General features: G+C 72.4%; 25 protein-coding genes. 17 read left to right on the plus strand and 8 right to left on the minus strand.

Annotated features, from left to right (window positions below; translation table 11 throughout):
- Positions 1-2 precede the first annotated feature (2 nt).
- Entirely contained in the window at positions 3-308 is a 306-nt protein-coding gene (locus FB467_RS06485; protein ID WP_280525433.1) for a WhiB family transcriptional regulator, read from the minus strand.
- Between the two features lie 199 nt (positions 309-507).
- Here FB467_RS06485 and guaB point away from each other — a divergent pair, with 199 nt between their 5' ends.
- Positions 508-2,025 (plus strand): IMP dehydrogenase, encoded by a 1,518-nt coding sequence (gene guaB / locus FB467_RS06490; protein ID WP_141784367.1) that lies wholly within the window; start codon positions 508-510, stop codon positions 2,023-2,025.
- A 1-nt stretch (position 2,026) separates the two neighbouring features.
- Here the strand turns inward: guaB and FB467_RS06495 are convergent, their stop codons facing one another.
- Positions 2,027-2,830, minus strand: coding sequence for a dioxygenase family protein (locus FB467_RS06495; protein ID WP_141784368.1), 804 nt, complete (start codon positions 2,828-2,830; stop codon positions 2,027-2,029).
- 75 nt (positions 2,831-2,905) lie between these two features.
- Here FB467_RS06495 and FB467_RS06500 point away from each other — a divergent pair, with 75 nt between their 5' ends.
- The 7 genes from FB467_RS06500 to FB467_RS06530 all read left to right on the plus strand — a co-directional run bounded on the left by FB467_RS06500 (position 2,906) and on the right by FB467_RS06530 (position 10,364).
- Complete coding sequence (locus FB467_RS06500; RefSeq protein WP_141784369.1) at positions 2,906-4,027, plus strand: GuaB3 family IMP dehydrogenase-related protein; 1,122 nt, start codon at positions 2,906-2,908, stop codon at positions 4,025-4,027.
- Positions 4,028-4,185: 158 nt separating this feature from the next.
- Complete coding sequence (locus FB467_RS06505) at positions 4,186-5,484, plus strand: YncE family protein (protein ID WP_228393382.1); 1,299 nt, start codon at positions 4,186-4,188, stop codon at positions 5,482-5,484.
- 21 nt (positions 5,485-5,505) lie between these two features.
- On the plus strand, positions 5,506-6,333 hold the full coding sequence (locus tag FB467_RS06510; RefSeq protein WP_141784371.1) for an SURF1 family protein: 828 nt from the start codon (positions 5,506-5,508) through the stop codon (positions 6,331-6,333).
- The gene (locus tag FB467_RS06515; protein WP_141784372.1) at positions 6,326-6,661 is read left to right on the plus strand and encodes a DUF3817 domain-containing protein; all 336 of its coding nucleotides are present in this window, start codon (positions 6,326-6,328) and stop codon (positions 6,659-6,661) included. The genes FB467_RS06510 and FB467_RS06515 overlap by 8 nt, the downstream gene beginning before the upstream one ends.
- Before the next feature lie 9 nt (positions 6,662-6,670).
- A complete protein-coding gene (gene guaA, locus FB467_RS06520; RefSeq protein WP_141784373.1) occupies positions 6,671-8,248 on the plus strand; it encodes a glutamine-hydrolyzing GMP synthase in 1,578 nt (525 codons plus the stop codon).
- Positions 8,249-8,301: 53 nt separating this feature from the next.
- Positions 8,302-9,603, plus strand: a complete 1,302-nt coding sequence (locus tag FB467_RS06525) for a Mur ligase family protein (protein WP_141786511.1) — start codon at positions 8,302-8,304, stop codon at positions 9,601-9,603.
- Positions 9,600-10,364, plus strand: a complete 765-nt coding sequence (locus FB467_RS06530) for a type 1 glutamine amidotransferase (protein ID WP_141784374.1) — start codon at positions 9,600-9,602, stop codon at positions 10,362-10,364. The genes FB467_RS06525 and FB467_RS06530 overlap by 4 nt, the downstream gene beginning before the upstream one ends.
- Positions 10,365-10,377: 13 nt before the next feature.
- On the opposite strand, the gene FB467_RS06535 is transcribed toward FB467_RS06530, so the two are convergent.
- Together FB467_RS06535 and FB467_RS06540 are read right to left on the minus strand one after the other, a co-directional pair.
- Positions 10,378-11,565: a lysylphosphatidylglycerol synthase transmembrane domain-containing protein gene (locus FB467_RS06535; protein ID WP_141784375.1), complete on the minus strand. Its 1,188-nt coding sequence runs from the start codon at positions 11,563-11,565 to the stop codon at positions 10,378-10,380.
- The gene (locus FB467_RS06540; RefSeq protein WP_141784376.1) at positions 11,562-12,383 is read right to left on the minus strand and encodes a PIG-L deacetylase family protein; all 822 of its coding nucleotides are present in this window, start codon (positions 12,381-12,383) and stop codon (positions 11,562-11,564) included. The genes FB467_RS06535 and FB467_RS06540 overlap by 4 nt, the downstream gene beginning before the upstream one ends.
- A gap of 84 nt (positions 12,384-12,467) precedes the next feature.
- On the opposite strand from FB467_RS06540, the gene FB467_RS06545 reads away from it, so the two are divergent.
- From FB467_RS06545 to FB467_RS06555, 3 genes are read left to right on the plus strand one after another with little or no spacing between them, the layout of a single operon-like run.
- Positions 12,468-13,571 carry a glycosyltransferase gene (locus FB467_RS06545; RefSeq protein ID WP_170230601.1) on the plus strand — a complete coding sequence of 368 codons (1,104 nt, stop codon included), beginning with the start codon at positions 12,468-12,470 and terminating at the stop codon, positions 13,569-13,571.
- A complete protein-coding gene (locus FB467_RS06550) occupies positions 13,549-14,175 on the plus strand; it encodes an NUDIX domain-containing protein (protein WP_141784378.1) in 627 nt (208 codons plus the stop codon). The genes FB467_RS06545 and FB467_RS06550 overlap by 23 nt, the downstream gene beginning before the upstream one ends.
- A gap of 10 nt (positions 14,176-14,185) precedes the next feature.
- Positions 14,186-14,551 carry a hypothetical protein gene (locus FB467_RS06555; RefSeq protein ID WP_141784379.1) on the plus strand — a complete coding sequence of 122 codons (366 nt, stop codon included), beginning with the start codon at positions 14,186-14,188 and terminating at the stop codon, positions 14,549-14,551.
- Here FB467_RS06555 and FB467_RS06560 read toward each other — a convergent pair.
- Genes FB467_RS06560 through FB467_RS06570 form a run of 3 tightly spaced genes read right to left on the minus strand, consistent with a single transcriptional unit; the run spans position 14,538 to position 15,777 of the window.
- Positions 14,538-14,942: a hypothetical protein gene (locus FB467_RS06560; protein WP_244932729.1), complete on the minus strand. Its 405-nt coding sequence runs from the start codon at positions 14,940-14,942 to the stop codon at positions 14,538-14,540. The two genes, FB467_RS06555 and FB467_RS06560, sit on opposite strands and share 14 nt — an antisense overlap.
- Positions 14,939-15,337, minus strand: coding sequence for a hypothetical protein (locus tag FB467_RS06565; RefSeq protein ID WP_141784380.1), 399 nt, complete (start codon positions 15,335-15,337; stop codon positions 14,939-14,941). Before FB467_RS06565 ends, FB467_RS06560 begins: the two co-directional genes overlap by 4 nt.
- Positions 15,334-15,777 carry a GNAT family N-acetyltransferase gene (locus FB467_RS06570; protein WP_211350659.1) on the minus strand — a complete coding sequence of 148 codons (444 nt, stop codon included), beginning with the start codon at positions 15,775-15,777 and terminating at the stop codon, positions 15,334-15,336. Before FB467_RS06570 ends, FB467_RS06565 begins: the two co-directional genes overlap by 4 nt.
- A gap of 112 nt (positions 15,778-15,889) precedes the next feature.
- On the opposite strand from FB467_RS06570, the gene pcrA reads away from it, so the two are divergent.
- Positions 15,890-18,439: a DNA helicase PcrA gene (pcrA, locus tag FB467_RS06575; protein WP_141784382.1), complete on the plus strand. Its 2,550-nt coding sequence runs from the start codon at positions 15,890-15,892 to the stop codon at positions 18,437-18,439.
- Positions 18,440-18,445: 6 nt separating this feature from the next.
- Here the strand turns inward: pcrA and FB467_RS06580 are convergent, their stop codons facing one another.
- The gene (locus FB467_RS06580; protein ID WP_141784383.1) at positions 18,446-19,267 is read right to left on the minus strand and encodes a M23 family metallopeptidase; all 822 of its coding nucleotides are present in this window, start codon (positions 19,265-19,267) and stop codon (positions 18,446-18,448) included.
- A 233-nt stretch (positions 19,268-19,500) separates the two neighbouring features.
- Between FB467_RS06580 and sucC the strand changes: the two genes are divergently transcribed.
- The 5 genes from sucC to purH all read left to right on the plus strand — a co-directional run bounded on the left by sucC (position 19,501) and on the right by purH (position 25,246).
- Positions 19,501-20,685: an ADP-forming succinate--CoA ligase subunit beta gene (gene sucC, locus FB467_RS06585; RefSeq protein WP_141784384.1), complete on the plus strand. Its 1,185-nt coding sequence runs from the start codon at positions 19,501-19,503 to the stop codon at positions 20,683-20,685.
- Between the two features lie 22 nt (positions 20,686-20,707).
- Positions 20,708-21,598, plus strand: coding sequence for a succinate--CoA ligase subunit alpha (gene sucD / locus FB467_RS06590; RefSeq protein WP_141784385.1), 891 nt, complete (start codon positions 20,708-20,710; stop codon positions 21,596-21,598).
- 97 nt (positions 21,599-21,695) lie between these two features.
- Positions 21,696-22,976 carry a cell division protein PerM gene (locus tag FB467_RS06595; protein WP_141784386.1) on the plus strand — a complete coding sequence of 427 codons (1,281 nt, stop codon included), beginning with the start codon at positions 21,696-21,698 and terminating at the stop codon, positions 22,974-22,976.
- A 42-nt stretch (positions 22,977-23,018) separates the two neighbouring features.
- Positions 23,019-23,675 carry a phosphoribosylglycinamide formyltransferase gene (gene purN, locus FB467_RS06600; RefSeq protein WP_211350567.1) on the plus strand — a complete coding sequence of 219 codons (657 nt, stop codon included), beginning with the start codon at positions 23,019-23,021 and terminating at the stop codon, positions 23,673-23,675.
- Positions 23,672-25,246, plus strand: a complete 1,575-nt coding sequence (purH, locus tag FB467_RS06605) for a bifunctional phosphoribosylaminoimidazolecarboxamide formyltransferase/IMP cyclohydrolase (RefSeq protein ID WP_141784387.1) — start codon at positions 23,672-23,674, stop codon at positions 25,244-25,246. The genes purN and purH overlap by 4 nt, the downstream gene beginning before the upstream one ends.
- The last annotated feature ends 12 nt before the right edge of the window (positions 25,247-25,258 follow it).

Consider the following 25,258-nt stretch of genomic DNA (forward strand, 5'->3'; position numbering starts at 1 on the left):
CCTCAGTTCAGCGAGGCCCGCGTCGGCATCCGGTGGGCGGCTTCGAGCAGGTCCTCGCGCTCGGCCTCGGTCATCGCCCCCCACACCCCGAACGGTTCGTGCACCCGGAGCGCGTGCTCCCGGCACTGCTCCAGGACGGGGCACTCGTGGCAGACCCTCTTGGCCATCTCGTCGCGGCGGCGACGGGCGGCGCCCCGCTCGCCCTCGGGGTGGAAGAAGACCTCCGGGCTGACGTTGCGGCACAACCCGCGGTACTGCCACTCCCAGAGTTCGGCTACCGGTGCTGGCTCGGCGCTCATCTCACGCAACCTCCCACTTCGTCTGCTGTCCTGGCGTCACCGTCGACGCCCCTGCTGGCTGACGTTCCCCAACACCCGTCACTCTAGGTGGATCGCTGCGCCTGGGGAAGCCATCGGGCAAAGACGTTGTGGCCCAGTGTGTTCGGAGGGTCCGTCGAGCCTCGGAGGCGCGGTCGGCCCACTCAGCCGGCCGACCTACACTGGACCAATGACCTCGGCTGACCCGACCCCCGACGTTCCGGCTGCGTTCAGCACGATCGGACTCACCTTCGACGACGTGCTGCTGTTGCCGGGGGAGACCGACGTCATCCCGAGCGAGGCGGACACCGGGAGCCGGCTGACCCGCAACATCAGCGTGCGGATCCCGTTGCTCTCCGCCGCGATGGACACCGTGACCGAGGCCCGGATGGCGATCGCGATGGCCCGCGAGGGCGGGCTGGGCATCCTGCACCGCAACCTGTCCATCGAGGACCAGGCCACCCAGGTCGACCGGGTGAAGCGCTCCGAGAACGGGATGGTCACCGACCCGGTCACCATCGGACCGGACGCCACGCTCCAGGAGATGGATGACCTGTGCGGCCGGTTCCGCATCTCCGGGTTGCCCGTGGTGGACGACGCGGGCGCACTGGTCGGGATCATCACCAACCGGGACATCCGCTTCGAGTCCGACTTCTCCCGTCCGGTCCGGGAGGTGATGACCCGGTCGCCGCTGGTCACCGCCCCGGTGGGGGTGGACAAGGACGAGGCGTTGCGGTTGCTGGCGGTCAACAAGATCGAGAAGCTGCCCATCGTCGACGAGCGGGGCCAGCTGCGCGGTCTCTTCACCGTCAAGGACTTCACCAAGACCGAGAAGTACCCGCTGTCCACCAAGGACGGGGCGGGACGGCTGCGGGTGGGTGCCGCGGTCGGCTTCTTCGGCGATTCCTGGAAGCGGGCGATGACGCTGGTGGAGGCCGAGGTCGACGTGCTGGTGGTCGACACCGCGAACGGGCACGCCCGCGGGGTCACCGACATGATCCGCAAGCTCAAGAGCGACCCGGCGACGTCCGGGGTCGACGTGATCGGCGGCAACGTGGCGACCCGGGCCGGTGCCCAGGCGCTGGTCGACGCGGGCGCCGACGGCATCAAGGTGGGGGTCGGGCCGGGGTCCATCTGCACCACGCGCGTGGTCGCCGGGGTCGGCGTGCCGCAGGTGACCGCGATCCACGAGGCCGCCCTGGCCGCGGGGCCGGCTGGGGTGCCGGTCATCGGCGACGGTGGGTTGCAGTACTCCGGCGACATCGCCAAGGCGCTCGTGGCCGGGGCCGACACGGTGATGCTCGGGTCGCTGCTGGCCGGCTGCGACGAGTCCCCGGGCGACCTGGTCTTCATCAACGGCAAGCAGTACAAGTCCTACCGGGGCATGGGCAGCCTGGGCGCCATGCAGTCCCGGGGACGGGGCGTGTCCTACTCCAAGGACCGCTACTTCCAAGGTGATGTCGCCGACGACGACAAGGTCATCCCGGAGGGGATCGAGGGCCAGGTCGCCTACCGCGGCCCGCTCGCCGCGGTGGCCTACCAGTTGGTGGGCGGCCTGCGGCAGTCGATGTTCTACGTCGGGGCGCCCACGGTGCCGGCGCTGAAGGAGCGCGGACGGTTCGTGCGGATCACCGCGGCCGGGCTCAAGGAGTCCCACCCCCACGACATCCAGATGACGGTCGAGGCGCCCAACTACTCCCGGAGCTGAGTCAGCCGAACTGCCAGGAGCGCTTGGACAGGCCGAACCAGAAGCCCTCGACCGCGTTCTCACCGGCCAGGTCGCCGGTGGTGTCCGCCGCGCCCAGCGCCACGTACAACGGGGCCCAGTGCTCGGTCCGGGGGTGCGCCTCGTGTGCCGCCGGTGCGACCGTTTGGAAGGTGAGCAGGGCGTCGATGTCCTGCGCCGCGATCGCCTCTGCCGCCCAGTGGTCGAACTCCGCCGACGCAGCGGGAGGGGGCGTGTCCGCACCGGCCCGCGGGACGAACCAGCGCAGGTTGTGCGTGGTGAAGCCCGACCCGATGATCAGCGTGCCCTCGTCGCGCAGTTCGGCGAGCTGACGGCCCAGCCGGAACAGTTCGCGCGGTTCCAGCGTGGGCAGCGACATCTGCAGCACCGGCACGTCGGCGTCGGGGAACATCTCGACCAGCGGCACGTAGGCACCGTGGTCCAGCCCCCGACCCTGGTCGTGCCGCACCTGCCCCCGGTCGGCGACCAGGGCGGTCACCCGGTCGGCCAGGTCCGGCGCGACGGGCGCGTCGTAGGTGACCTCGTAGTACTTCTGCGGGAATCCCCAGAAGTCGTAGAGCAACGGCACCCCGGGACGGGTGGCGCTCAGCGAGAGCGGGTTGTTCTCCCAGTGGGCGGAGACGACCAGGATGTTCTTCGGCTTCGCCAGGGTCCGGGACCACTGCGCAAGCTCGGCGCACCAGCGGGTGTCGTCGGCCAGCGGAGGGGCACCGTGGGACAGGTACAGGACGGGCTGCCGGGTGCTCGGGGCGGTGGCGTTCGACACGGTGCCATCATGCCGCGCCACGCGCCCCGGCGGGAGGGGGCGGCCGTCCGGGACCGCTGCGGATAACCTGAGCGGGTGAGCGAGATCGAGATCGGACGTGGCAAGCGCGGGCGGCGCGCATACTCCTTCGAGGACATCGCCGTGGTGCCCTCCCGGCGCACCCGTGACCCGGAGGAGGTGTCCATCTCCTGGCAGATCGACGCCTACCACTTCGACCTGCCGGTCATCGCGGCCCCGATGGACTCGGTGGTCTCGCCGGCGACCGCGATCGAGGTGGGTCGGCTCGGCGGTCTCGGGGTGCTGGACCTCGAGGGCCTCTGGACCCGGTACGAGAACCCGGAGGCGCACCTGGCCGAGATCAGCTCGCTCGACGCCCCGGGCTGCACCGCCCGGCTCAAGGAGCTGTATGCCGCACCGGTGCGCCCCGAGCTGATCACCGAACGGCTCCGGGAGATCCGGGACGCCGGCGTCACTGTCGCGGGGGCGCTCTCGCCGCAACGGACCCAGCAGTTCTGGAAGACCGTGGTCGACGCGGGGGTCGACCTGTTCGTGATCCGCGGCACCACGGTCTCCGCCGAGCACGTCTCCAGCAACGCCGAGCCGCTGAACCTCAAGCGGTTCATCTACGAGCTCGACGTCCCCGTGATCGTCGGCGGCGCCGGCACCTACACGGCGGCGTTGCACCTGATGCGGACGGGGGCCGCCGGGGTGCTCGTCGGCTTCGGCGGCGGGGCCGCCCTCCGCACCCGCAGCACGCTGGGGATCCACGCCCCGATGGCCACCGCGATCGCCGACGTCGCGGCCGCGCGCCGGGACTACCTGGACGAGTCCGGGGGCCGCTACGTGCACGTCATCGCCGACGGCGGTGTCGGACTGTCCGGCGACATCGTCAAGGCGGTGGCCTGCGGCGCCGATGCCGTGATGCTCGGTGCGGCGCTGGCCCGCGCGGCCGAGGCGCCCGGGCAGGGCTACCACTGGGGGTCCGAGGCCCACCACCCGCTCCTGCCCCGCGGGGAGCGCGTGCACGTGGGCACCTCCGGCAGCCTGGAAGAGATCCTGCTCGGCCCGGGCGTGGACGCCTCCGGCACGACCAACCTGATGGGCGCGCTGCGCCGGGCCATGGCGACCACCGGCTACAGCGACGTCAAGGAGTTCCAGCGGGTGGAGATCGTGGTCGCGCCGTACCAACCGCGCTGACCGCGGGCACCGCACGCCGCCGGTGACGGCGTGTCGGTCCGTTCGGGCGGTTGGCGGCGCCGGTCCACGTACGCTGACCCCGAGCGAAGGGAACATCGGGTATGCAGATACGCCAGGAACGTCGGTACCGGCGTCGTCGCAGGGTCGCCGGGGGAGCGGTGGCACTCGTGGTGGCGGGGGTGACCCTGACCGCCTGCCTCGGCGGCGAGGACGACGAGGGCTCCGACGAGGGGTCGGTGGCCCAGACGGACCAGTCCTCCGGTGACGGCGCCGGGGACGGTGCGCTGATGACCGGCGGGGGGCTGCTCGCGGGGGACGAGGACACCGCGAGCGCGACCGGGGACGAGGACCCGGCCGGCGGGGGGTCGGGGGAGGACACCGGGGACGACACCGGCGAGGAGGACGCGGTATCCCCGGCCGAGCAGGCGCTGCCCTCGGACGAGTCGACCATGGAACGGGTCGACTACATCACCGGCGGGATCACCCCGAAGTCGGTGGTGGCCTCCGGCCACGGCCTGGTGATCGCCAACAACATGATGTACAGCCACACCATGACGGTGTACGACTCCACCAGCCGCGAGCTGCTGGAGACCCTCTCCGACAGCGTCGTGATGGAGGACTTCGGCATCCCGGACCACCCCGGGGAGTCCAGTGGCTCGCCGGTGGAGGCGGCCTGGACCGACAACGGCAAGTACGCCTACGTCTCCCAGTACACGATGTACGGCCAGAACTTCGGGGTCGAGGGGTTCGACGACTGCAGCCCGCAGAGCGGCGTGGGGGCCTCCTACCTCTACCGGTTCAACGCCGAGCTGATGGACTGGGACCAGGTGATCAAGGTCGGGGCGGTGCCCAAGTACGTCGACATCACCCCCGACCAGACCAGGGTGCTGGTCAGCAACTGGTGCGACTCCACCATCTCGGTGGTCGACCGGGAGAGCGCCACCGAGGTGGAGGTCATCCCGGTCGACGCCGCGCCCCGGGGGATCGAGGTGTTGCCGGACAACCGGACCGCCTACGTCGCCGCGATGTATGCGAACAAGTTGTTCAAGGTGGACCTCGAGGAGGGCACCTCCGAGCTGATGATGGACACCACCCGCAAGCCGCGGCACCTGAACCTCTCGCCCGACGGCAAGTACCTCTACATGGCGGTCAGCGGGGCCAACACGATCTACAAGATCGACACGGAGACCGAGGAGATCGTCGACGAGGTCGTCTCGGGGGCCGAGCCGCGCAGCATGAGCATCTCCCCGGACGGGACCGCGCTCTACGTGGTCAACTACTACGAGCCCTCGGTGGCCAAGATCGCCACGGAGGACATGGAGGTGCTCCAGACCGAGCCCACCGACGCCAACCCGATCGGGATCACCTACGACCCGGTGACCCACCAGGTCTGGGTCGCCTGCTACGGCGGCAGCCTCTACGTCTTCGACGACCAGGCGGGCGCCGCCGGCGACTGACCCAGGGCCTACCCTGGAGGGGTGTGGCGCACCCTGATCAAACCCCGGTGGCTGCTGCTCCTCGCCGTGCTGGCCGTCGTCGTGGTGGCCTTCGCCCGGCTCGGCCTGTGGCAGCTCTCGGTCGCCCAGGACGACGCCGTCGAGCAGGCCCGTGCCGAGCAGCTGGCCCGGCCGGTGGTCCCGGTCGACGAGGCGCTGGTACCGCACCAGCGGTTCCCCGACGACGGCGCGGGTCGTCCCGTGGTCGCGACCGGTCACTACGTCGGCGACCAGCAGTTCCTGGTGCCCGACCGGGTGCTGGACGGTGAGGCCGGCTACTGGGTCGTGACGCCCCTGGTCGTCGCGGACACCGGCGCCAACCTCGCGGTCGTGCGCGGCTTCGTGACCGACCCGGCCGCCGCCGACCGGCCGGACGACACCCCGGTCGCCGTCAGCGGCACGCTCGCCCCGGGGGAGGCCCCGGAGGTCCGCAAGGACCTGCCGGAGGGGCAGCGGGACAGCATCGACCTGTCCGCGCTGGCCAACGAGTGGCCCGGGGAGTTCTACAACGCCTTCATCTTCGCCACGGACGAGGAGCCCCAGGTCACCGCCGAGCAGGTCAGGCTCATCCCGCCGCCGTCCTTCGGTGGCGAGGTCGACTGGCGCAACTTCGGCTACGCCCTCCAGTGGTGGGTCTTCGCGGCCTTTGCGGTCTACATGTTCGTCCGGTTCGTGCGGGACGACCACGAGCTGGACCGGGCGCAGGCGGGTGCCCTCGCGCAGGAGGTCCCGGCGGCACGGCATACAGTGGAGGTGCCGGACGACCCCGGCGCCAACCCCGCGGAGAGGACCCCGTCCCACCATGTCTGACCAGGCAAAGCTCGTGTTCTTCAGGGTGATGGCCTTCGTCGTCGGCGTCGCCCTGTTGGTGCTCACCCTGCACATGGTGCTGCGCTACGGCTTCGGCAACCACGTGCTCGACTGGTGGGCGATGCCGCACGGCTTCCTCTACATGGTCTACCTGGTGGCGGTGATGATGCTCGGCTTCGAGCTGCGCTGGGGGATGGGCCGGATCGTCGGGGTGATGCTCGCCGGGGTGGTGCCCTTCCTGTCCTTCTACGTCGAGCACCGGGTGAGCCGGCAGGCGCGGGCCCAACTCGCGGCACGGGCGGACGCACCGCCCACCGTGCGCCGGTAACCTGTAGCGGTGACAGACGCCCTGCATGAGCGCCCGGTACTCGTCGTCGACTTCGGTGCGCAGTACGCCCAACTCATCGCCCGCCGGGTCCGCGAGGCGGACGTGTACAGCGAGATCGTCGGGCACGACACCCCGGTCGAGCAGATCCTGGCCCGCGACCCTGCCGCGGTCATCCTCTCCGGTGGCCCGTCCTCGGTGTATGCCGACCGCGCGCCGGCGGTCGACGCGGCCCTGTTCGAGGCGGGGGTGCCGGTCCTCGGGATCTGCTACGGCTTCCAGGCGATGGCGCGGGGGCTCGGCGGCACGGTCGCCCAGACCGGGATGCGCGAGTACGGCGAGACCAAGGCCCGGATCAGCGACACCGACAGCACCCTGTTCGACGGGCAGCCCGCCGAGCAGACGGTGTGGATGTCGCACGGGGACTCGGTCTCGGCCGCGCCCGAGGGGATGAAGGTCACCGCGACCACCCCGGGTGCCGAGGTCGCGGCCTTCGAGGACGACGACCGTCGCCTGTACGGCGTCCAGTGGCACCCCGAGGTGTTGCACTCCTCGTTCGGCCAGCGGGTGCTGGAGAACTTCCTGCTCCGCGGTGCCGGGATCGAACCCACGTGGACCAGGTCCTCGATCGCCGAGGAACTGGTGGCCTCCGCACGGGAGACCATCGGGGACGCGCGGGCGATCTGCGGGCTCTCCGGCGGCGTGGACTCCGCGGTGGCCGCGGCCCTGGTGAACCGGGCCGTCGGGGACCAGCTGACCTGCGTATTCGTCGACCACGGGCTGCTCCGCGAGGGCGAGGCCGAGCAGGTCGAGAAGGACTTCGTCGCCGCGACCGGCGTGGACCTGGTGGTCGTGGACGCCCAGCAACGCTTCCTCGACGCGCTCGCCGGGGTCAGCGACCCGGAGGAGAAGCGCAAGATCATCGGGCGGGAGTTCATCAGGGTCTTCGAGCAGGCGGCCCGGGACATCGCCGGGTCCGCCGACGACGAGGGACACCCCGTCGAGTTCCTGGTCCAGGGCACCCTCTACCCCGACGTGGTCGAGTCCGGGGGCGGCAGCGGCACGGCCAACATCAAGAGCCACCACAACGTCGGCGGACTGCCGGACGACCTGCAGTTCACCCTGATCGAGCCGCTGCGCACCCTGTTCAAGGACGAGGTGCGCCAGGTCGGCCTCGAGCTCGGGGTCCCCGAGGAGATCGTGTGGCGCCAGCCGTTCCCGGGGCCCGGCCTCGGGATCCGGATCGTCGGCGACGTCACCCGGGACCGCCTCGACACGTTGCGGGTGGCCGACCGGATCGCCCGCGAGGAGCTGACCAAGGCAGGGCTGGACCGCGACATCTGGCAGTGCCCCGTCGTGCTCCTGGCGGACGTCCGCTCCGTCGGGGTGCAGGGTGACGGCCGTACCTACGGCCATCCCATCGTGCTCCGCCCGGTGTCCAGCGAGGACGCCATGACCGCGGACTGGACCCGGGTGCCGTATGACGTGCTGGCCCGGATCTCCACCCGGATCACCAACGAGGTGGCCGAGGTGAACCGCGTCGTGCTCGACGTGACCAGCAAGCCGCCGGGCACGATCGAGTGGGAGTAGCCGTGGCAGGACGGACGACGGACCGGCAGCGGTCCTGGCGGGCCACCGGCCGGATGACGCTGGCGCTGGCCGCCGGGAAGGTGGCCCGGGTGGCCTCCCGGCTGCGGGGCGGGGGTTCGGCGCTGCCCGGGCTGGTCACGGAGCGGGTCGACCCGGCCGTGCTGCGGCACACCCTGGCGGGGCTGCCCCGCGGGATCGTGGTCGTCAGCGGCACCAACGGCAAGACCACCACCACCAAGATGCTCGTCGCGGTGCTGCGCGGCCACGGGGTGCGGGTCTTCACCAATCCCACCGGGAGCAACTTCACCCGCGGGGTGATCAGTGCGATGCTCGGCGAGGTCACCCTGCGGGGGCGGCTGGACGCGGACTGCGCGGTGCTCGAGCTGGACGAGGCGCACGCGCTGAAGTTCGCCGCGGAGGTCGCGCCCACGCACGCCCTGCTGCTCAACGTCGCGCGGGACCAGCTGGACCGGTTCGCCGAGATCGACCACACGGCCCGGCTGCTGACCACCCTGGCCGAGCAGACCACCGACGGCGTGGTGCTGAACGCCGACGACTCCTTCATCTCGCGGATCGTGGACCACGTGGGGGACGGGGTCGCGGTCCACTGGTTCGGGGTGGACCCCGAGATCGCCGACCGGCTGCCGGAGCTGCAGGAGGCCGACGTCCGGTTCGCCGAGGACGAGGTGGCCCCGCACATCCGCGACGGCGACCCGGTCGGGCTGCTGCACCCCGACGACGAGCGGGCCTTCTCGGTGCTCCTGGGCGGACAGACCGTGGGTCCGGTCACGCTGAAGCAGCGGGGGCTGGCCGCGATGATCAACGCGACCGCCGCGACGACCACCGCCCGGGCCCTGCTGGGTGGGGACTTCGACGCCGCCAGCGCCGTGCGGGCCCTGCAGGCCGTCACCCCGCCGTTCGGCCGGGGCGAGGTGATCGACGTCGACGGCCACCCGTTGGAGCTCGTCCTGGTGAAGAACCCGGCGGGCTTCACGGTGGCGCTGGGGACCTACGGCAGCGAACCGGTCGCCACGATGATCGCGATCAACGACGACTACGCCGACGGCCGGGACGTCTCGTGGCTCTACGACGTCTCCTTCGAGAGCCTGCGGGAGACCGGGGTCGCGATGACCTCCGGGTTGCGCGGCTGGGACATGGCGCTGCGGCTGCGGTACGACGGGGTCGAGACGGGACGGGTCGAGACCGACCTGGACGGGGCGCTGGACTCCTTCCTGGCCGAGCACCGCGGTGGACCCACCCGGATCTTCTGCACCTACACCGCGATGATGCACCTGCGACGACGGCTGGCCGCCCGGTTCGGACTCGCCCGGTTCGGAGAGGACACCCCCGGATGAGCCTGGAACCACCGGTCGCGCCGCCCCCGACCCGGGACAGCAAGGGCGAGGTGCACGTGGTGCACCTGTACCCCCGGGAGATGAGCATCTACGGGGACCTGGGCAACACCCGGTGCCTGGCGGCACGGCTGTCCTGGCACGGCTACACCCCGGTGGTCCACGCGCACCACCCCGGCGCGCCGTGGCCGGAGCGGGTCGACCTGGTCGTGGGCGGTGGGGGACAGGACTCCGGGCAGGTCCGGGTGCAGGAGGACCTCGCCCGCCACGCCGACACGCTGCGCTCGCTCGCCGCGGACGGTGTCCCGATGCTGATGATCTGCGGGATGTACCAGCTGTTCGGGAAGGCGTTCATCACCGTGGACGGGGCCCGGCTGCCCGGCCTGGGCATCCTCGACGTGACCACCCAGGGCAACGCCACCCGGATGATCGGCCCGGTCGTGCTGGACACCGAGTTCGGCACCGTCGTGGGGTACGAGAACCACTCCGGCTCCACGATCCTGGAGGACGGGCAGCAGCCGTTCGGCACGGTCCGTCACGGGCAGGGCAACAACGGCACGGACGGCACCGAGGGGGCCCGCTCCCACCAGGTGATCGGCAGCTACCTGCACGGACCGATCCTGCCCGCCAACCCCGCGCTCGCCGACGCCCTGCTGGCCACCGCCGCCACCCGGGCGACCGGTGCCTTCGCCCCCGGAGAGGTGGACGACACGATCGCCGAGCAGGCGCACGCCCGGCAGGTCGACCGGCTGCTCCGGGCCTGAGCGCGCAGCAGCGCTACGGGGTGTCCGGGGGTGGACCGGTCTCCGGTCCCGCCCCGGTGGCGTCCGGCGCGGGTTCGGTGTCGAGCGGCTGGGCCTGTGGCAACGACTCGGTCGGGACCAGCTCCTCCCCACCGGCGCCCAGCTGCTCCGTGGTCGGGTGGTTGGGGCCGAACCACCAGAGCAGCACGGCACCGATGCCCAGGGGCACCTCGAGCAGGTGGGTGAACACGGCATACAGCAGGGCGGCGGAGGCGGCCGACGCCGGCTCGGCGCCGAACGCCACGAGGACGCCGGCCGTCCCGGCCTCGGTGATCCCCAGACCACCGGGCGTGATCGCCACGACGGTGAGGAACTGGCGGAAGGCGTAGGCGGCGAACATCTCCACGTAGGGCAGCTCCACCCCCACCGCGTGGCAGGCGACGGCATACAGGACGAAGAAGAAGCCGAACATGCCGGCCAGACCCAGGGTCATCCGGACCCCGTGGACCCCGACCACGTTGGACATCCGGTCCCGCTGGTCCTGGATCAGGTGGTCGAAGTCGCGGCCCTCCCGGACCCGCCGGGAGAACGGCCTGGCCAGCCGGCCGACGGCGCGACCGACGAGGTGGGAGACCTTGTCGGAGTAGATGACGGCGATGAACAGCCCGAGGATGGCCAGCCCGATCGCTGCGGCGATGCCGCTGCCGATCAGCACGGACCGGGGCGCGTTCACCGGGCCGACCAGGATCACCAGGCAGGCGAGCACCGGCAGCACCAGGCGGGCCAGCAGGTTCCACACCCCGGTGACCACCAGCGAGGTGGAGATGTTGCGCTTGGTGAACCCCCAGGTGCGGTACATCATGTAGGTCAGCGCGACCCCGACGGCGCCACCGGCCGGCAGGATGTTGCTGACCATCGACCCGGCGGCGTTGACCATGAGGGCGCGGAAGTGGGTCAGGCCGGGCAGCGACCCGATCAGCGTGTAGGTGTAGCAGTAGAGCCCGATCAGCATCAACGCCATCATCAGCGCCGCCACCGGCCAGCCGACCAGGGTCAGCTGGTGGCCGATCTCCGGCCAGGTGGTCTCGGCCACCCGTGGCAACCCCCACACCAGGAGTGCCCCCGCGATCGCGAACCCGACGAGGGACTGCAGGACCTGGCGCCAGCCGATCCCCCCGAACTTCGGCTCGAAGTCCGGGCCGTCGGCGGCGGTGCCGCTCATGCCGGTGCCCCGAAGATCTGGCCCTGCACGGTCCCGGGCGTGGCCGCCGGGTCGACGAAGTACTCTCGCCCCAGGGCGCGACGGTAGGCCGCGAGGGGCAGTTTCAGCACGGCCGCAAGGTTACGCCCTCCGGACCCGTCGTCGCCGCTCGCCTGCGACAGGTGGGCGGCCATGGCGGCCCGTTTCGCGGCGATCACCGGGGTGACGTCGATCCGGTGGGTGATCCGGGCGCGCGGGGTGAACCCGTGGGCCCACTCGGCCGGGTCGAACCCGGTGGGCAGGGCGTGCAGGCGGGCGGCCAGCCGCAGCGCCGTGGTGATCGGCTCCCGCGGGGCGGTCGCCTCGAGCAGCCGGGGGACCCCGGCGAGCTGCTGGGCACCTCGGACCACCTCGTGCACCCGGACGTGGTCCGGGTGCCCGTAGCCCCCCGCCGGGTCGTAGCCCAGGACCAGGTCGGCCCGTTCGCGGCGCAGGACCACGGCCAGCGCCTCGGCGGCCTCCTCGACGGGTACGTCCACGAACCGGCGTCGACCCGGTGGCGCCACCGCGGGGTCCGCGTCGAGCCCGCTGTCGGAGTAGCCGAGGTGGATGACCTCGGCCGCACCCAGCGCCTCCGCGCTGGCCCGCAGCTCCGCCAACCGCCTGGCGCCGAGCTCCCCGCCGGTGCCGAACTGCGCGGCGGCGGGCCCGGCGTCACCGTCCGTCGCGGTGACCAGGACGACCCGGTGGCCGGCCGCGGCGAGCTTGGCGAGGGTGCCCCCGGTCAGGATCGCCTCGTCGTCGGGGTGGGCGTTCACCGCCACGACGGTATGAACCATGGCCCACCTCCTCCTGCCCCCGCGACCCGCGCACAAAACCCAGTTCCGATCCGTCCACGGTACCTGGCGTGGCAGGCTGGCCCGGTGAGGATCCTGCTGGTGTCCGACTGTTACCTGCCCCGACTGGGCGGGATCGAGGTGCAGGTGGACGACCTGGCCCACCACCTGCGGGAGGCCGGTCACGACGTGCGGGTGGCCACGGCGACCCCTGGTCCTGAGACGCCCGGGGTGGTCCGCCTCCTGCCGCCGGTGCGGCTGCCGGTCCCGATCAACCCCTGGGCGGGCGCCGACCTGCGTGACCTGATGGCGCAGGCGGAGGTCGTCCACGTCCACCTGGGGATCGTGGCGCCGTTCGCCTCCATGGCCGCGACCCGGGCCACCCGGATGGGCCTGCCGACCGTCGTCACCTGGCACAGCATGTTCGGTGCCCTCACCCCGTTGCTCCGGTATGCCGAGCCCTGGCGCCGGTGGGTCCGTGGCGGGGCGGTGCCCACCGCCGTGGGGCGCGCCGCGGCCGACCAGGTGGAGCGCGCCACCGGCTCGGTGGCGCCGGTCCAGGTGCTGCCCAACGGCATCGAGGTGGCCGACTGGGCGGCGCCGGCGCCCCCGCCGGGCGGCGGACCGGTGCAGGTGGCGTGCGCGATCCGGTTCGCCCGTCGCAAGCGGCCGCTGGCGGTGCTCGACATGGTGCACCGGATGCGGGACGAGCTGGCCGGCGAGGTGGACGTGCAGGTGGTGGTCGCCGGCGACGGCCCGCTGCTGGCGCCGATGCGCGAGGTCGTGCGCCGGCAGGGGTGGGCGGACTGGCTGCACCTGCCGGGTCGGTTGCCGCGCCCGGAGCTGGCCCGGCGCTACCACCACAGCCACCTCTACCTCTCACCGGCCCGGCTGGAGTCGTTCGGCATCGCCGCCCTGGAGGCGCGGACCGCCGGGCTGCCGGTGGCGGGGCTGGAGGGCAGCGGGATCGGGGAGTTCGTCGAGGACGGGGTCAGCGGGGTGCTGGCCCCGGACGACGACGCCCTGGTGACCCGGGTCGTCGAGCTCGTGCGGGACCGCCCGCTGCTCGACCGGATCGCCGGGCACAACCGGACCACCCCGCCGGCGCAGGCCTGGCCGGCCGTCGTCGAGGCGACGGTGTCCACCTACGAGCAGGCCAGGGGGCGCCGTGCTGCGGCTCCGCGCGACTGACCCGTCCGGCGCCGTGCGGCGCGAGCGGCCGGTGCGGCACGGCGCGGACCCCGTGGAGCTGCTCCGCGCCGAGGGGCTGGAACCCACCTTCCGCGGTGCCGCCCGGGACGGCGCGGGCGATGTCGTCCTGCACTTCGAGGTCGTGCCGCGGGAGCGCCCGCACCCGTACCAGCGGATCGCCGCCTACGCGGTGGTCCCGGCGACAGTCGACGGCGTGCGGTGCGTGCTGCTCACCTCGTTCCGGGGGACCCGACGGGACGGCTGGTGGGGCCTGCCCGGCGGCGGGTTGGACCCGGGGGAGGACCCGCTGGACGGGGTGCGCCGGGAGGTCCACGAGGAGACCGGCCAGCAGGTCACCGGGCTGACCCCGGTGACCGTGGTGACCGCGCACTGGACCGGACCCTCACCCGCCGGCCGGGTGGAGGACTTCCACGCGGTCCGGCTGATCTACCACGGCGTGTGTGAGCGACCCGGCACCCCCGTCGTGCACGACGTCGGGGGGACCACCGCCGACGCGGCCTGGGTGCCGCTGGCCGACCTCGACCGGATACCGGTGCTGGAGTGGGCGCGGCCGGTGATCCTCGACGGGGTCGCCACGTCCTAAGGTTGGGCCCATGGAGTTCGTCTACAACCTGGTCGTCGGCCTGCACTTCGTCGGGCTCGTCGCCCTCCTGGTGGGGTATGTCATCGCCGTGACGCGCAAGACCGAGCCGGTGGCCCCCGGCCCGCTCATGGTGTGGGGTGCCCGGGCGCAGGTGCTCACCGGGCTGATCCTGGTCGGTCTCGGCGAGGCCGCGCTGGACCACGACTTCAACCACACCAAGATCGGGGTGAAGCTGGTCGTGGCGATCGCCGTCGCCGCGCTCGTGGAGATCTCCAACGGCCGGAACCGGCGGGGCGCCACGGCGTCGCCCATCCTGGTGCACGTCGCCGCGGTCCTGGTGATCGCCAACATGCTGATCGCCTTCACCTGGAACTGAGCCACGGGCGGGTCCGCCACAGCCACCAGAGGCCGGCGACCGGCAGCACCAGCGGGACGTAGAGGTAGCCCCGCCCGAACCCGCTCCACACCGTGTCGTCGGGGAAGCTCTCCGGCGACAGCACGCTCCACAGACCCACGGCGAGCACGCCGACCAGCTCCGTGCTGATCGCGCAGAGGCTGACCCACCAGGCGCGGGGGCCGGAGATGCACAGCGAGACCGTGGCCAGGACGTACACGGCGGCGGCGAACGCGGACAGGCCGTAGGCCAACGGCGCCTCGTGCCACCGGGTGGAGATCTGCACGGCGGCCCGGGACGCCGACCCGATCACGAACACGGCATACACGGCGATGATCAGCCGGCCCGGGCCTGAGGTGCGGGGCGAACTCACGACAGCCCCACCCCGTACCAGACCTGCCCGGCCCGCGCGGTCATCACCGCGGCGACGAACCCGGCCAGGGCCAGGACGAAGGTGCTCCACCGGCTCGGCTCCTCCCGGGCCCAGACGACCGCCAGGACCGGCAGCAGCAGCACGGTCACCAGGTAGGCCCACAGCTCCCAGGCCGGACCGACCGGGCTCTCGCCACGCAGCGAGCGGACCAGGAAGCTGCCGACGACGAGGAGCAGCACGGCCTCGAGGACGGCGGCGGCCCCCAGGCTCCACCGGTCCGGGGAACGTCCCCGCAGACCGGCGACGACGCAGACGGCGGCGGCGACCAGGCCGACGGTCAGCCCGGTCGTGGTCCACACGTCCAGGTAGCCGGACGACCCCGCTGCGCCCGTCATCCGGCCGTCCCCAGCCGGTGCAGGGCGTCCCCGGTCAACCGCTGGGTAGTCCACTCCCGCATCGGCTCGGCGCCGACCCGCCGGTAGACCTCCAGTGCCGGGGTGTTCCAGTCGAGCACGGTCCATTCCATCCGCCGGTAGCCGCGCTCGACGCAGACCGCGGCGAGGGTGGCCAACAGCGCCCGGCCCAGGCCCTTGCCGCGGTGGTCGGGGGAGACGTAGAGATCCTCCAGCCACATCCCGTTGGTGCCCTCCCAGGTGGAGAAGGTGAGGAACCAGATCGCGATGCCGACGACCTCGCCGTCCTCCTCCGCCACGTGCGCCCACGCGGTCGGGGAGCCGTCCGCCGGCCACAGGCAGTCCGTGAACGACTCGGGAGTGCCGGTGACCGCGTCGGGCTCGCGCTCGTATGCCGCGAGTTCGCGGACGAGGTCGAGCATCCTCGGCAGGTCGGCGGGTCGGGCGGGTCGGATCACCGGCCCAGCGTAATCCGTGGCGACCGGTGGAGGACGGGGCGGCCGTGTCGGGCGCGCGACCTAGACTGGCGACACGATGAGCAGCCTCTTCGACGACCTCCCGCTGCCCGGGATGGACCCCGCCCGGGCGAGCGGCACCGTTCCCCGCGAAGACACCTCCCACGGCCCGGTGGACGACTCCGGTGTGCCGTTGTGGGCGCTCGACGGGGGAGCCGCCCCCGCCCCGGAGTTCGTCGGCGACGGTCCCGCGGGGCGCTCGCCGGGTCGCGGCCGCGCGGTGGACGTGGAGGCGCTCCTTGCCGGGCTCAACGGGCCACAGCGCGAGGCGGTCGTCCATGCGGGGTCGCCGTTGCTCATCGTCGCCGGTGCGGGCTCGGGCAAGACCCGGGTGCTCACCCACCGGATCGCCTACCTGCTGGCCGAGCGCCACGTCCAGCCGGGGCAGGTCCTGGCGATCACCTTCACCAACAAGGCGGCCGCCGAGATGCGCGAGCGGGTCGCGGCGCTGGTCGGCCCGAAGGCCGCGGCGATGTGGGTGTCCACCTTCCACTCCGCCTGCGTGCGGATCCTGCGCCGGGAGGCGGCCTCGGTCGGGCTGAAGTCCACCTTCTCGATCTACGACGCCGCGGACAGCCAGCGGCTCATGGCGATGGTGGTGCGCGACCTGGACCTGGACCCCAAGCGCTACCCGCCCCGGGTGTTCACCACCAAGGTCTCCAACGCCAAGAACGAGCTGATCGACGAGGAGACCTTCGCCGCCCAGGTCGGCAACAACCCCTACGAGGCCACCGTGGCGCGGGCCTACACGATGTACCAGCAGCGGCTGCGGCAGGCCAACGCCCTGGACTTCGACGACCTGATCGCCAGCACCGTCAACATCCTGCGCGCCTTCCCCGCGGTCCGGGAGCACTACCGGCGCCGGTTCCGGCACGTCCTGGTCGACGAGTACCAGGACACCAACCACGCCCAGTACGCCCTGGTCAAGGAGCTGGTCGGGAGCGAGGACGACATCCCCGACGCGGCGGTGCACCAGGTGCCACCGGCGGAGTTGTGCGTGGTGGGCGACGCGGACCAGTCGATCTACGCCTTCCGCGGCGCCAGCATCCGCAACATCATCGAGTTCGAGCAGGACTACCCGCAGGCCAGGACCATCCTGCTGGAGCAGAACTACCGCTCGAGCCAGCGGATCCTGCGGGCCGCCAACGCGGTGATCTCGCGCAACCCCAAGCGCCGCGACAAGAAGTTGTGGACCGACTCCGGGGACGGCCCGATGATCGTGGGCTACGTCGCCGACGACGAGCACGACGAGGCGTCGTTCGTCGCGGGGCGGATCGATGAGCTCACCGACAAGGAGGGGGTGCGGCCCGGGGATGTCGCGGTGTTCTACCGCACCAACGCGCAGTCCCGCGCGCTGGAGGAGGTCCTGGTCCGGCGGGGGCTGCCCTACAAGGTGGTCGGCGGCACCAGGTTCTACGAGCGCCGCGAGGTCAAGGATGCGCTGGCCTACCTCAAGGTGGTCGCCAACCCGGTCGACGACGTGAGCCTGCGCCGGATCATCAACGTCCCCAAGCGGGGGATCGGGGACCGGGCCGTGGCCGCGGTCGCGGCGCTCGCGGAGCGGGAGCGCATCCCGTTCGTGGCGGCGCTCGGCCGCCCCGAGGACGCCCCGGGCATCGTGACCCGGTCGGTCACCGCGCTGCGCGCCTTCACCGCCCAGCTGGAGGGGCTGCAGGAGGTGGCCCGGGACCCGGAGGCTGGGGTGGCCGACCTGATGGAGGCGATCCTGGACCGGTCCGGTTACCTGGCCGAACTCCGCGCCAGCCACGACCCCCAGGACGAGACCCGGGTGGAGAACCTCGAGGAGCTGGTGGCGGTCGCCCGGGAGTTCGACGACAACTACCCGGACGGGAGCCTCGTCGACTTCCTCGAGCAGGTCTCGCTGGTGGCCGACGCCGATGAGATCCCGAACGGCAGCGACGCCGACGCCGGGGTGGTGACGCTGATGACGCTGCACACGGCCAAGGGGCTGGAGTTCCCGGTGGTCTTCCTCACCGGTATGGAGGACGGCACCTTCCCGCACCAGCGCTCGCTGGACGACCCGGACGAGCTCGAGGAGGAGCGCCGGCTGGCCTACGTCGGTATCACCCGGGCCCGGGAGCGCCTGTTCCTGAGCCGCGCCGGGACCCGCGCCGCCTTCGGTGCCCCGCAGTGGAACCCCCCGTCCCGGTTCCTCGACGAGATCCCCGCGGACCTGATCGACTGGGAGCGCACCGACTCCGACCGGGCCAGCATGTCGGGCCGTCCCAGCGCGGCGGCGACGCAGTGGTCCGGCTCGTGGTCGGGCGGCACCGGTGGCACCGGTGGCTTCGGGGGAGGCGGGCGCTCGGGTGGCGGCGGCCGCGGCGCCGGGGTGGTGCGCCTCAACCCGCGGGGGTCGGGTCCCGCCCCGCAGCGCCAACCCGTCTCCGTCACCACCGGGGACCGGGTGAGCCACGACGCCTTCGGCCTGGGCACCGTCATCCGGATGGAGGGCCAGGGCGACCGGGCGATGGCGCACGTCGACTTCGGCGGGGAGACCGGGGTGAAGCGACTGCTGCTGCGATTCGCCCCCCTGGACAAGCTCTGAGGGCCGCTACCAGCCCTCGGTGCCGAAGCGTTCGGTGAGCCAGGGGCCCGGGTCGAGGGGTTCGTCGGCGACCCGCACCTCGAAGTGCAGGTGGGCCCCCGTGGACCGTCCGGTGCTGCCGACCTCACCGAGGACCTCGCCCGCGGCCACCTCGTCACCGACCTTCACAGCCAGCGTGGACAGGTGGCCGTAGACCAGGACCGTCCCGTCGTCGAGCGTCAGCTTCACGTGCAGCCCCAGCCCGCCGGAGAACTCGGCCGTGGTCACCCGTCCCTGCCCCACGGCATACAGCGGGGTCCCGTGGTCCGCCGCGATGTCCATCCCCTCGTGCATCCGGCCCCAGCGCCAGCCGTAGGACGAGGTCCGGGTGCCTTCCAGGATCGGCCGGTGCAGCTGGCGTGCGGCGACGATGTCGGCCAGCTGCGCGCGGCTCTCGCCCGCGGTCTCGACCCCGGTGCGGAGCGAGCTCGCGCTGACCCGCGCGGTCTCGGCCAGGTCCCCCGCCGCGGTCGCGGTCCGCGCCAGCACCTGCTGCGGGACGGGCGCCGCGACCGCGGTCCGTCCGGTCGAGCGCTGGGCGGCGGGGCTCTGCCGCTGCGAGGTGTCGACCGGGGCGAGCAGGACGTCCCCTCCCGAGGGCCCGGCGGCCTGACCCGGCGGGCTGACCGCCGCACGGGGCACCGTGCCGGGACCTGCCGTCTCGGCCCCGACGCCCAGCAGGACACCGGCCGCGAGGGCGGTGAGCGGCACCGCGCGCAGCAGCGGCCGTCGCCTGCGGGGCGGTCGGTGCCGCCCCTGGGGGCGACGTCGGCCGGTGGCAGGGCTCACGGGTACTCCCGTCGGTCGTGGGCTGGGCAGGCGGCGTGCGCCCGCGACGAGGGGTGCGGGCAGGCACGAGGCGGTCCTCGACCCTAGTACGACACCGACCGGCTTGAGAATCCCCTTCCACGATGCGGAACGAACCGCGGGCGGCTGACCCTCCGGCCTGCGATACCCTGCGGATGCACCTTTCGTGGGGTGGCACCCGCCGACACCTACTCACCTGATGGGATAGCTGACTCGTGGATCTATTCGAGTACCAAGCGCGTGACATGTTCGAAGCCCACGGAGTGCCGGTCCTGCCGGCCGCCGTGGTCACCGAGGCCGGGGAGGCGGCAGCGGCCGCCGAGCAGGTCGGCGCCGCGAGCGGCGGAGTCGTCGTGGTCAAGGCCCAGGTCAAGACCGGGGGCCGGGGGAAGGCCGGCGGTGTGAAGCTGGCCAAGTCCCCGGAGGAGGCCGTCGAGGCCGCCGGGGCCATCCTGGGGATGGACATCAAGGGGCACACGGTGCACCGGGTGATGGTGGCCCAGGGCGCCAAGATCGCGCAGGAGTACTACTTCTCGATCCTGCTGGACCGCGCCAACCGCTCCCTGCTGGCCATGTGCAGCAAGGAGGGCGGCATGGAGATCGAGCAGCTCGCCGTGGAGCGGCCGGAGGCGCTGGCCAAGGTGCCGGTCGACGCCAACACCGGCATCGACGACGCGAAGGCCACCGAGATTCTGGAGACCGCCGGCTTCACCGCCGAGGAGCAGCCGGCCCTGGTGCCGGTCCTGAAGCAGCTGTGGGACGTCTACGCCGGCGAGGACGCCACCCTGGTCGAGGTCAACCCGCTGGTCAAGACCGAGGACGGCGCGGTCATCGCGCTGGACGGCAAGGTCACCCTGGACGGCAACGCCGAGTTCCGGCACGCCGACCACGCCGCGCTCGAGGACAAGGACGCGACGGACCCGTTGGAGGCCGCCGCCAAGGAGAAGGACCTCAACTACGTCAAGCTGGACGGCAGCGTGGGCATCATCGGCAACGGGGCGGGCCTGGTGATGAGCACCCTCGACGTCGTCGCCTACGCCGGCGAGGAGTTCCCCGGGTCACCCAAGCCGGCCAACTTCCTGGACATCGGCGGCGGGGCCTCCGCCGAGGTGATGTCCAACGGGCTGCACATCATCCTGGGCGACGAGCAGGTCAAGAGCGTCTTCGTGAACGTCTTCGGCGGGATCACCTCCTGCGACGCCGTCGCCAACGGCATCGTGGGGGCGCTGAAGAACCTCGGTGACGCGGCCACCAAGCCGCTGGTCGTGCGGCTGGACGGCAACAACGTCGAGGAGGGCCGGCAGATCCTCGCGGACTTCGGTCACCCCCTCGTGACGATCGAAGAGACCATGGACGGAGCGGCCCGCCGGGCCGCCGAACTGGCCGCGGCCGCCAACTGAAAGGCCGGGAGGACACACACTTATGGCTATCTTCCTCAACGCTGACTCCAAGGTCATCGTCCAGGGCATGACGGGCTCCGAGGGTATGAAGCACACCCAGCGGATGCTCACGTCCGGCACCAACATCGTCGGCGGGGTGAACCCGAAGAAGGCCGGGCAGACGGTGGAGTTCGAGGGCGGGACCTCCGTGCCGGTCTTCGGCACCGTGGCCGACGCGATCGCGCAGACCGGTGCCGACGTGTCGGTGGTCTTCGTGCCCCCGGCGTTCGCCAAGTCGGCCGTGGTCGAGGCGATCGACGCCGAGATCCCGCTCGCGATCGTGATCACCGAGGGCATCGCGGTGAAGGACACCGCGGAGTTCTACGCCTACTCCACCGACAAGGCGACCCGGATCATCGGCCCGAACTGCCCGGGCCTGATCAGCCCCGGGAAGTCCAACGCCGGGATCATCCCGGCCAACATCGCCGGCCCGGGCCGGATCGGGCTGGTGTCCAAGTCGGGCACGCTCACCTACCAGATGATGTACGAGCTGCGGGAGTTCGGTTTCTCCTCGGCCGTCGGCATCGGCGGTGACCCGATCATCGGCACCACCCACATCGACGCGCTCGAGGCCTTCCAGCAGGACCCGGAGACCGACGCGATCGTGATGATCGGCGAGATCGGCGGCGACGCCGAGGAGCGCGCCGCGGCCTACATCAAGGAGCACGTGACCAAGCCGGTGGTCGGCTACGTCGCCGGCTTCACCGCCCCGGAGGGCAAGACGATGGGCCACGCCGGCGCCATCGTCTCCGGCTCCTCGGGCACCGCGGAGGCCAAGAAGGAGGCCCTGGAGGCCGCCGGTGTCAAGGTGGGCAAGACCCCCTCGGAGACCGCCGCGCTGATGGCCGAGATCATGCAGTCGCTCGGCGGCTGACCCACCCCTGCCGTCGGAGGCGCACCGGGACCGAATCGAGCGTCCCCGGTGCGCCTCCGTCGTCCCCGGGGCGGGGCGGGTGAGCATGGGACCCGACATGACGCTGCTGCAACGCCCCCCACGGGCCACCACCGAAGCGACCGGGCAGGACCAGGCCACGGTCCTGCGCCGGGTGCGCACCCTCGGCCTGGCCGCCGTGGCCGGGTCCCTCGCCGCCTTCCTGTCGCTGATGGTGATCAGCGTCCCGGTCCTGCTGGCCTGGTTCGCCGAGTCCCTCAGCTCGGTGAGCCTGTGGCAGGCGATGGGCATCTCCGTGGACCTGTGGGCCCTGGCGCACCGGGCCACGGTCCTGGTGGGGCAGACCGAGGTGGTGCTGGCCCCGCTGCTGCTGACCTTGGTCCCGCTGCTGGCCTGCCGGTATGCCGTGAACCAGGTCCTCGTGGACCGGCCGGAGACCCGGGGCGCGCTCCGTGAGGTGTCGGGGGCCCGGGCGGCGTGGCAGGCCCTGGCCGGCACCGAGCTGTCCCTCTTCGTCGGCGGCTACGTGCTCAGCGGCCTGCTGCTGTGCGTCCTGGCCGGGCTCGGCCAGGCACCGGTGAGCGTGGCCAGCGCCGTCCCCGGCCTGGTGCTGGTCCCGGTCGTCGCGGTGCTGTGGGGCCTGTGGCGCGAGCACCGCGTGCAGGAGCAACCGACCATCGACCGCGGGCTGCGCTGGGTCGAGGACCACACGCCCGTCCTGGTCCGGCGCGGGCTGCGCCCGGCGGCCCACGCCCTGCTGATCCTGACCGTGGGTGCCCTGGTCGTCGTGGGGCTGCTCCTGGTCCTGCGCTGGGACCGGATCGCGCTGCTCTACACCACGGTGGACGCCGGCGTGGTGGGCGCTGGCGTGCTGACCCTGGCGCAGGCCGCGGCGCTGCCGAACCTCACCGTCTGGGCGGCCGGCTGGACGACCGGCGCCGAGGTCTCGGTCGGCACGGTGACGGTCGGGTGGACCGGCTCGACCGAGGGCGACCTGCCGCTCATCCCGGTCCTGGGGGCCCTGCCGGAGCCCGGCCCGCTGCCCGCCTGGATGTGGGCCGCCATCGCCCTGCCGCTGCTCGCCGGCTGCTGGGTCGGCTGGCGGTCGATCGCCGCCGCGCCGCGACTGGCCAGCTGGTGGGCCAAGGCCCAGATCGCCGGCTCCGCCTGCCTGTTCACCTCCCTCGCCCTGGGGGCCCTGTCGCTGTTGACGAGCGGTGGGATGTCGCCGGGTTACCTGAGCACCGTGGGCACCGACGCCCTGCGGGTGACTGGAGGGGCGCTGGTGCTGCTGCTCGCCGGGTCGTTGACCACGCTGAGCCTGCTGCACCTGGTGCGGGCGCGCCGGCTCACCCGCTGACCGGGCTGCGGGATCACGGCCCCTCCGGGCTACAGTGCGCGGGTGGCCGCACCGACCGATCCGTCCGTCAGCAACGCCGGCCCAGCCTCCCCGGGGCCGGTCCCCGTGGTCGTCCTGGTCTCCGGCAGCGGCACCTTGTTGCAGGCCTTGATGGACGCCTCGGCGGACCCCGCCTACGGCGTGCAGGTCGTCGCCGTCGGTGCCGACCGGCACGGGGTCGAGGGCCTGCGCCGGGCGGAGCAGGCCGGGATCCCCACCTTCGTGCACCGGGTGCCGGACTACCGGACCCGGGAGGAGTGGGACCACGCGCTGACCGCCGCCGTCACGGCATACCGGCCGCGCCTGGTCGTCTCCGCGGGCTTCCTCAAGCTGGTCGGCCCCGCCTTCCTGGCGGCCTTCGGCGGCCGCTACCTGAACAGCCACAACGCCCTGCTGCCGTCCTTCCCCGGGATGCACGGCCCGCGGGACGCCCTCGCCTACGGCGTGAAGGTGACCGGTGCGACACTGTTCGTCGTCGACGAGGGGGTCGACACCGGTGCGATCGTCGCGCAGTGCACCGTCCCGGTCCTGGCCGAGGACACCGTCGACGAACTCACCGAACGCATCAAGGCTGCCGAGCGGCCCCAACTGGTCGAGTACGTCGGCCGGATGGCCCGCGACGGCTTCACCGTCACCGGACGAAAGGTCACCATCCCATGACTGACGAGGGTCGCCGCCCGATCTCCCGGGCCCTGATCTCGGTCTATGACAAGACCGGCCTGGAGGAGCTCGTGCAGGGCCTGCACGCCGCCGGGGTCGCCCTGGTGTCCACCGGTTCCACGGCCGGGAGGATCGAGGCGGCCGGGGTGCCGGTCACCCGGGTCGAGGAGGTCACCGGCTTCCCCGAGTGCTTGGACGGCCGGGTCAAGACGCTGCACCCGAAGGTGCACGCCGGGCTGCTCGCCGACACCCGCAACCCCGAGCACGTCCGCCAGCTGGCGGACCTGGAGGTCGAGCCGTTCGACCTGGTGGTGAGCAACCTGTACCCGTTCGCGGACACCGTCGCCTCCGGCGCCACGCCGGAGGAGTGCGTCGAGCAGATCGACATCGGGGGGCCCTCGATGGTCCGCGCGTCCGCCAAGAACCACGCGAGCGTCGCCGTGGTCACCGACCCCTCGGCATACCTGCAGGTCCTGGAAGCCGTCGCCGCCGGGGGGTTCACCCTCGCGGAGCGCACGCAGTTGGCTGCCCTGGCGTTCCGGCACACCGCGACCTACGACGTGGCGGTCGCCTCCTGGATGGGCAACGTGCTCACCGACACCAGCGAGGGGACCGGCTTCCCGTCCTGGGTCGGGGCGACCTGGGAGCGGCAGGCGGTGCTGCGCTACGGCGAGAACCCGCACCAGCGGGCCGCCCTGTATGCCGACGGCTACCTCACCGAGCCGGGCCTGGCGCAGGCCGAGCAGCTGCACGGCAAAGAGATGTCCTACAACAACTACATCGATGCCGATGCCGCCCGGAGGGCCGCGCACGACCACGGGGACCAGCCGACGGTCGCGATCATCAAGCACGCCAACCCCTGCGGCATCGCGGTCGGGCAGGACATCGCCGAGGCGCACCGCAAGGCACACGCCTGCGACCCCGTCTCGGCCTACGGGGGCATCGTCGCCACGAACCGGCCGGTGACCCTCGAGCTCGCCCACCAGCTCCAGGACATCTTCACCGAGGTCGTGGTGGCCCCGGACTTCGAGCCGGCCGCGGTCGAGGTGCTCACCGCGAAGAAGAACCTGCGGCTGCTCCGGGCCACGTCCCCGTCCGGCGGTGGGATCGAGACGCGGCCGGTGTCCGGGGGGATGCTGATGCAGGCCGTGGACGCCATCGACGCCGAGGGCGACGACCCGGCCACCTGGACCCTGGCGGCCGGTGCGGCCGCCGACGAGGCGACGCTGGCCGACCTGGCGTTCGCCTGGCGCTCGGTGCGCGCCACCAAGTCGAACGCGATCCTGTTGGCCCGGGACGGCGCCAGCGTCGGGATCGGGATGGGGCAGGTCAACCGGGTCGACTCCTGCCAGCTGGCGGTCTCCCGGGCCGGGGCGGAACGGGCGGCCGGGTCCGTCGGTGCCTCGGACGCGTTCTTCCCGTTCGCCGACGGCCTGCAGATCCTGCTGGACGCGGGTGTCCGGGCCGTCGTCTCGCCCGGCGGCTCGATCCGCGACGCGGAGGTCGTCGCCGCGGCCGAGCAGGCCGGTGCCACCCTGTACTTCACCGGGACCAGGCACTTTGCGCACTGAGTCCTCGTCGCG

The sequence above is a fragment of the Ornithinicoccus hortensis genome, from assembly GCF_006716185.1.
Classification (GTDB): Bacteria; Actinomycetota; Actinomycetes; order Actinomycetales; family Dermatophilaceae; genus Ornithinicoccus; species Ornithinicoccus hortensis.

Coding starts and splice junctions, on each gene's coding strand:
- purH (WP_141784387.1), top strand. CDS start 23,672: ATGACTGACGAGGGTCGCCGCCCGATCTCCCGGGCCCTGATCTCGGTC.
- FB467_RS06565 (WP_141784380.1), bottom strand. CDS start 15,337: ATGACGGGCGCAGCGGGGTCGTCCGGCTACCTGGACGTGTGGACCACG.
- guaB (WP_141784367.1), top strand. CDS start 508: ATGACCTCGGCTGACCCGACCCCCGACGTTCCGGCTGCGTTCAGCACG.
- FB467_RS06595 (WP_141784386.1), top strand. CDS start 21,696: ATGACGCTGCTGCAACGCCCCCCACGGGCCACCACCGAAGCGACCGGG.
- pcrA (WP_141784382.1), top strand. CDS start 15,890: ATGAGCAGCCTCTTCGACGACCTCCCGCTGCCCGGGATGGACCCCGCC.
- FB467_RS06540 (WP_141784376.1), bottom strand. CDS start 12,383: ATGGTTCATACCGTCGTGGCGGTGAACGCCCACCCCGACGACGAGGCG.
- FB467_RS06555 (WP_141784379.1), top strand. CDS start 14,186: ATGGAGTTCGTCTACAACCTGGTCGTCGGCCTGCACTTCGTCGGGCTC.
- sucD (WP_141784385.1), top strand. CDS start 20,708: ATGGCTATCTTCCTCAACGCTGACTCCAAGGTCATCGTCCAGGGCATG.
- FB467_RS06530 (WP_141784374.1), top strand. CDS start 9,600: ATGAGCCTGGAACCACCGGTCGCGCCGCCCCCGACCCGGGACAGCAAG.
- FB467_RS06535 (WP_141784375.1), bottom strand. CDS start 11,565: ATGAGCGGCACCGCCGCCGACGGCCCGGACTTCGAGCCGAAGTTCGGG.
- FB467_RS06570 (WP_211350659.1), bottom strand. CDS start 15,777: ATGCTCGACCTCGTCCGCGAACTCGCGGCATACGAGCGCGAGCCCGAC.
- FB467_RS06525 (WP_141786511.1), top strand. CDS start 8,302: ATGACGCTGGCGCTGGCCGCCGGGAAGGTGGCCCGGGTGGCCTCCCGG.
- FB467_RS06515 (WP_141784372.1), top strand. CDS start 6,326: ATGTCTGACCAGGCAAAGCTCGTGTTCTTCAGGGTGATGGCCTTCGTC.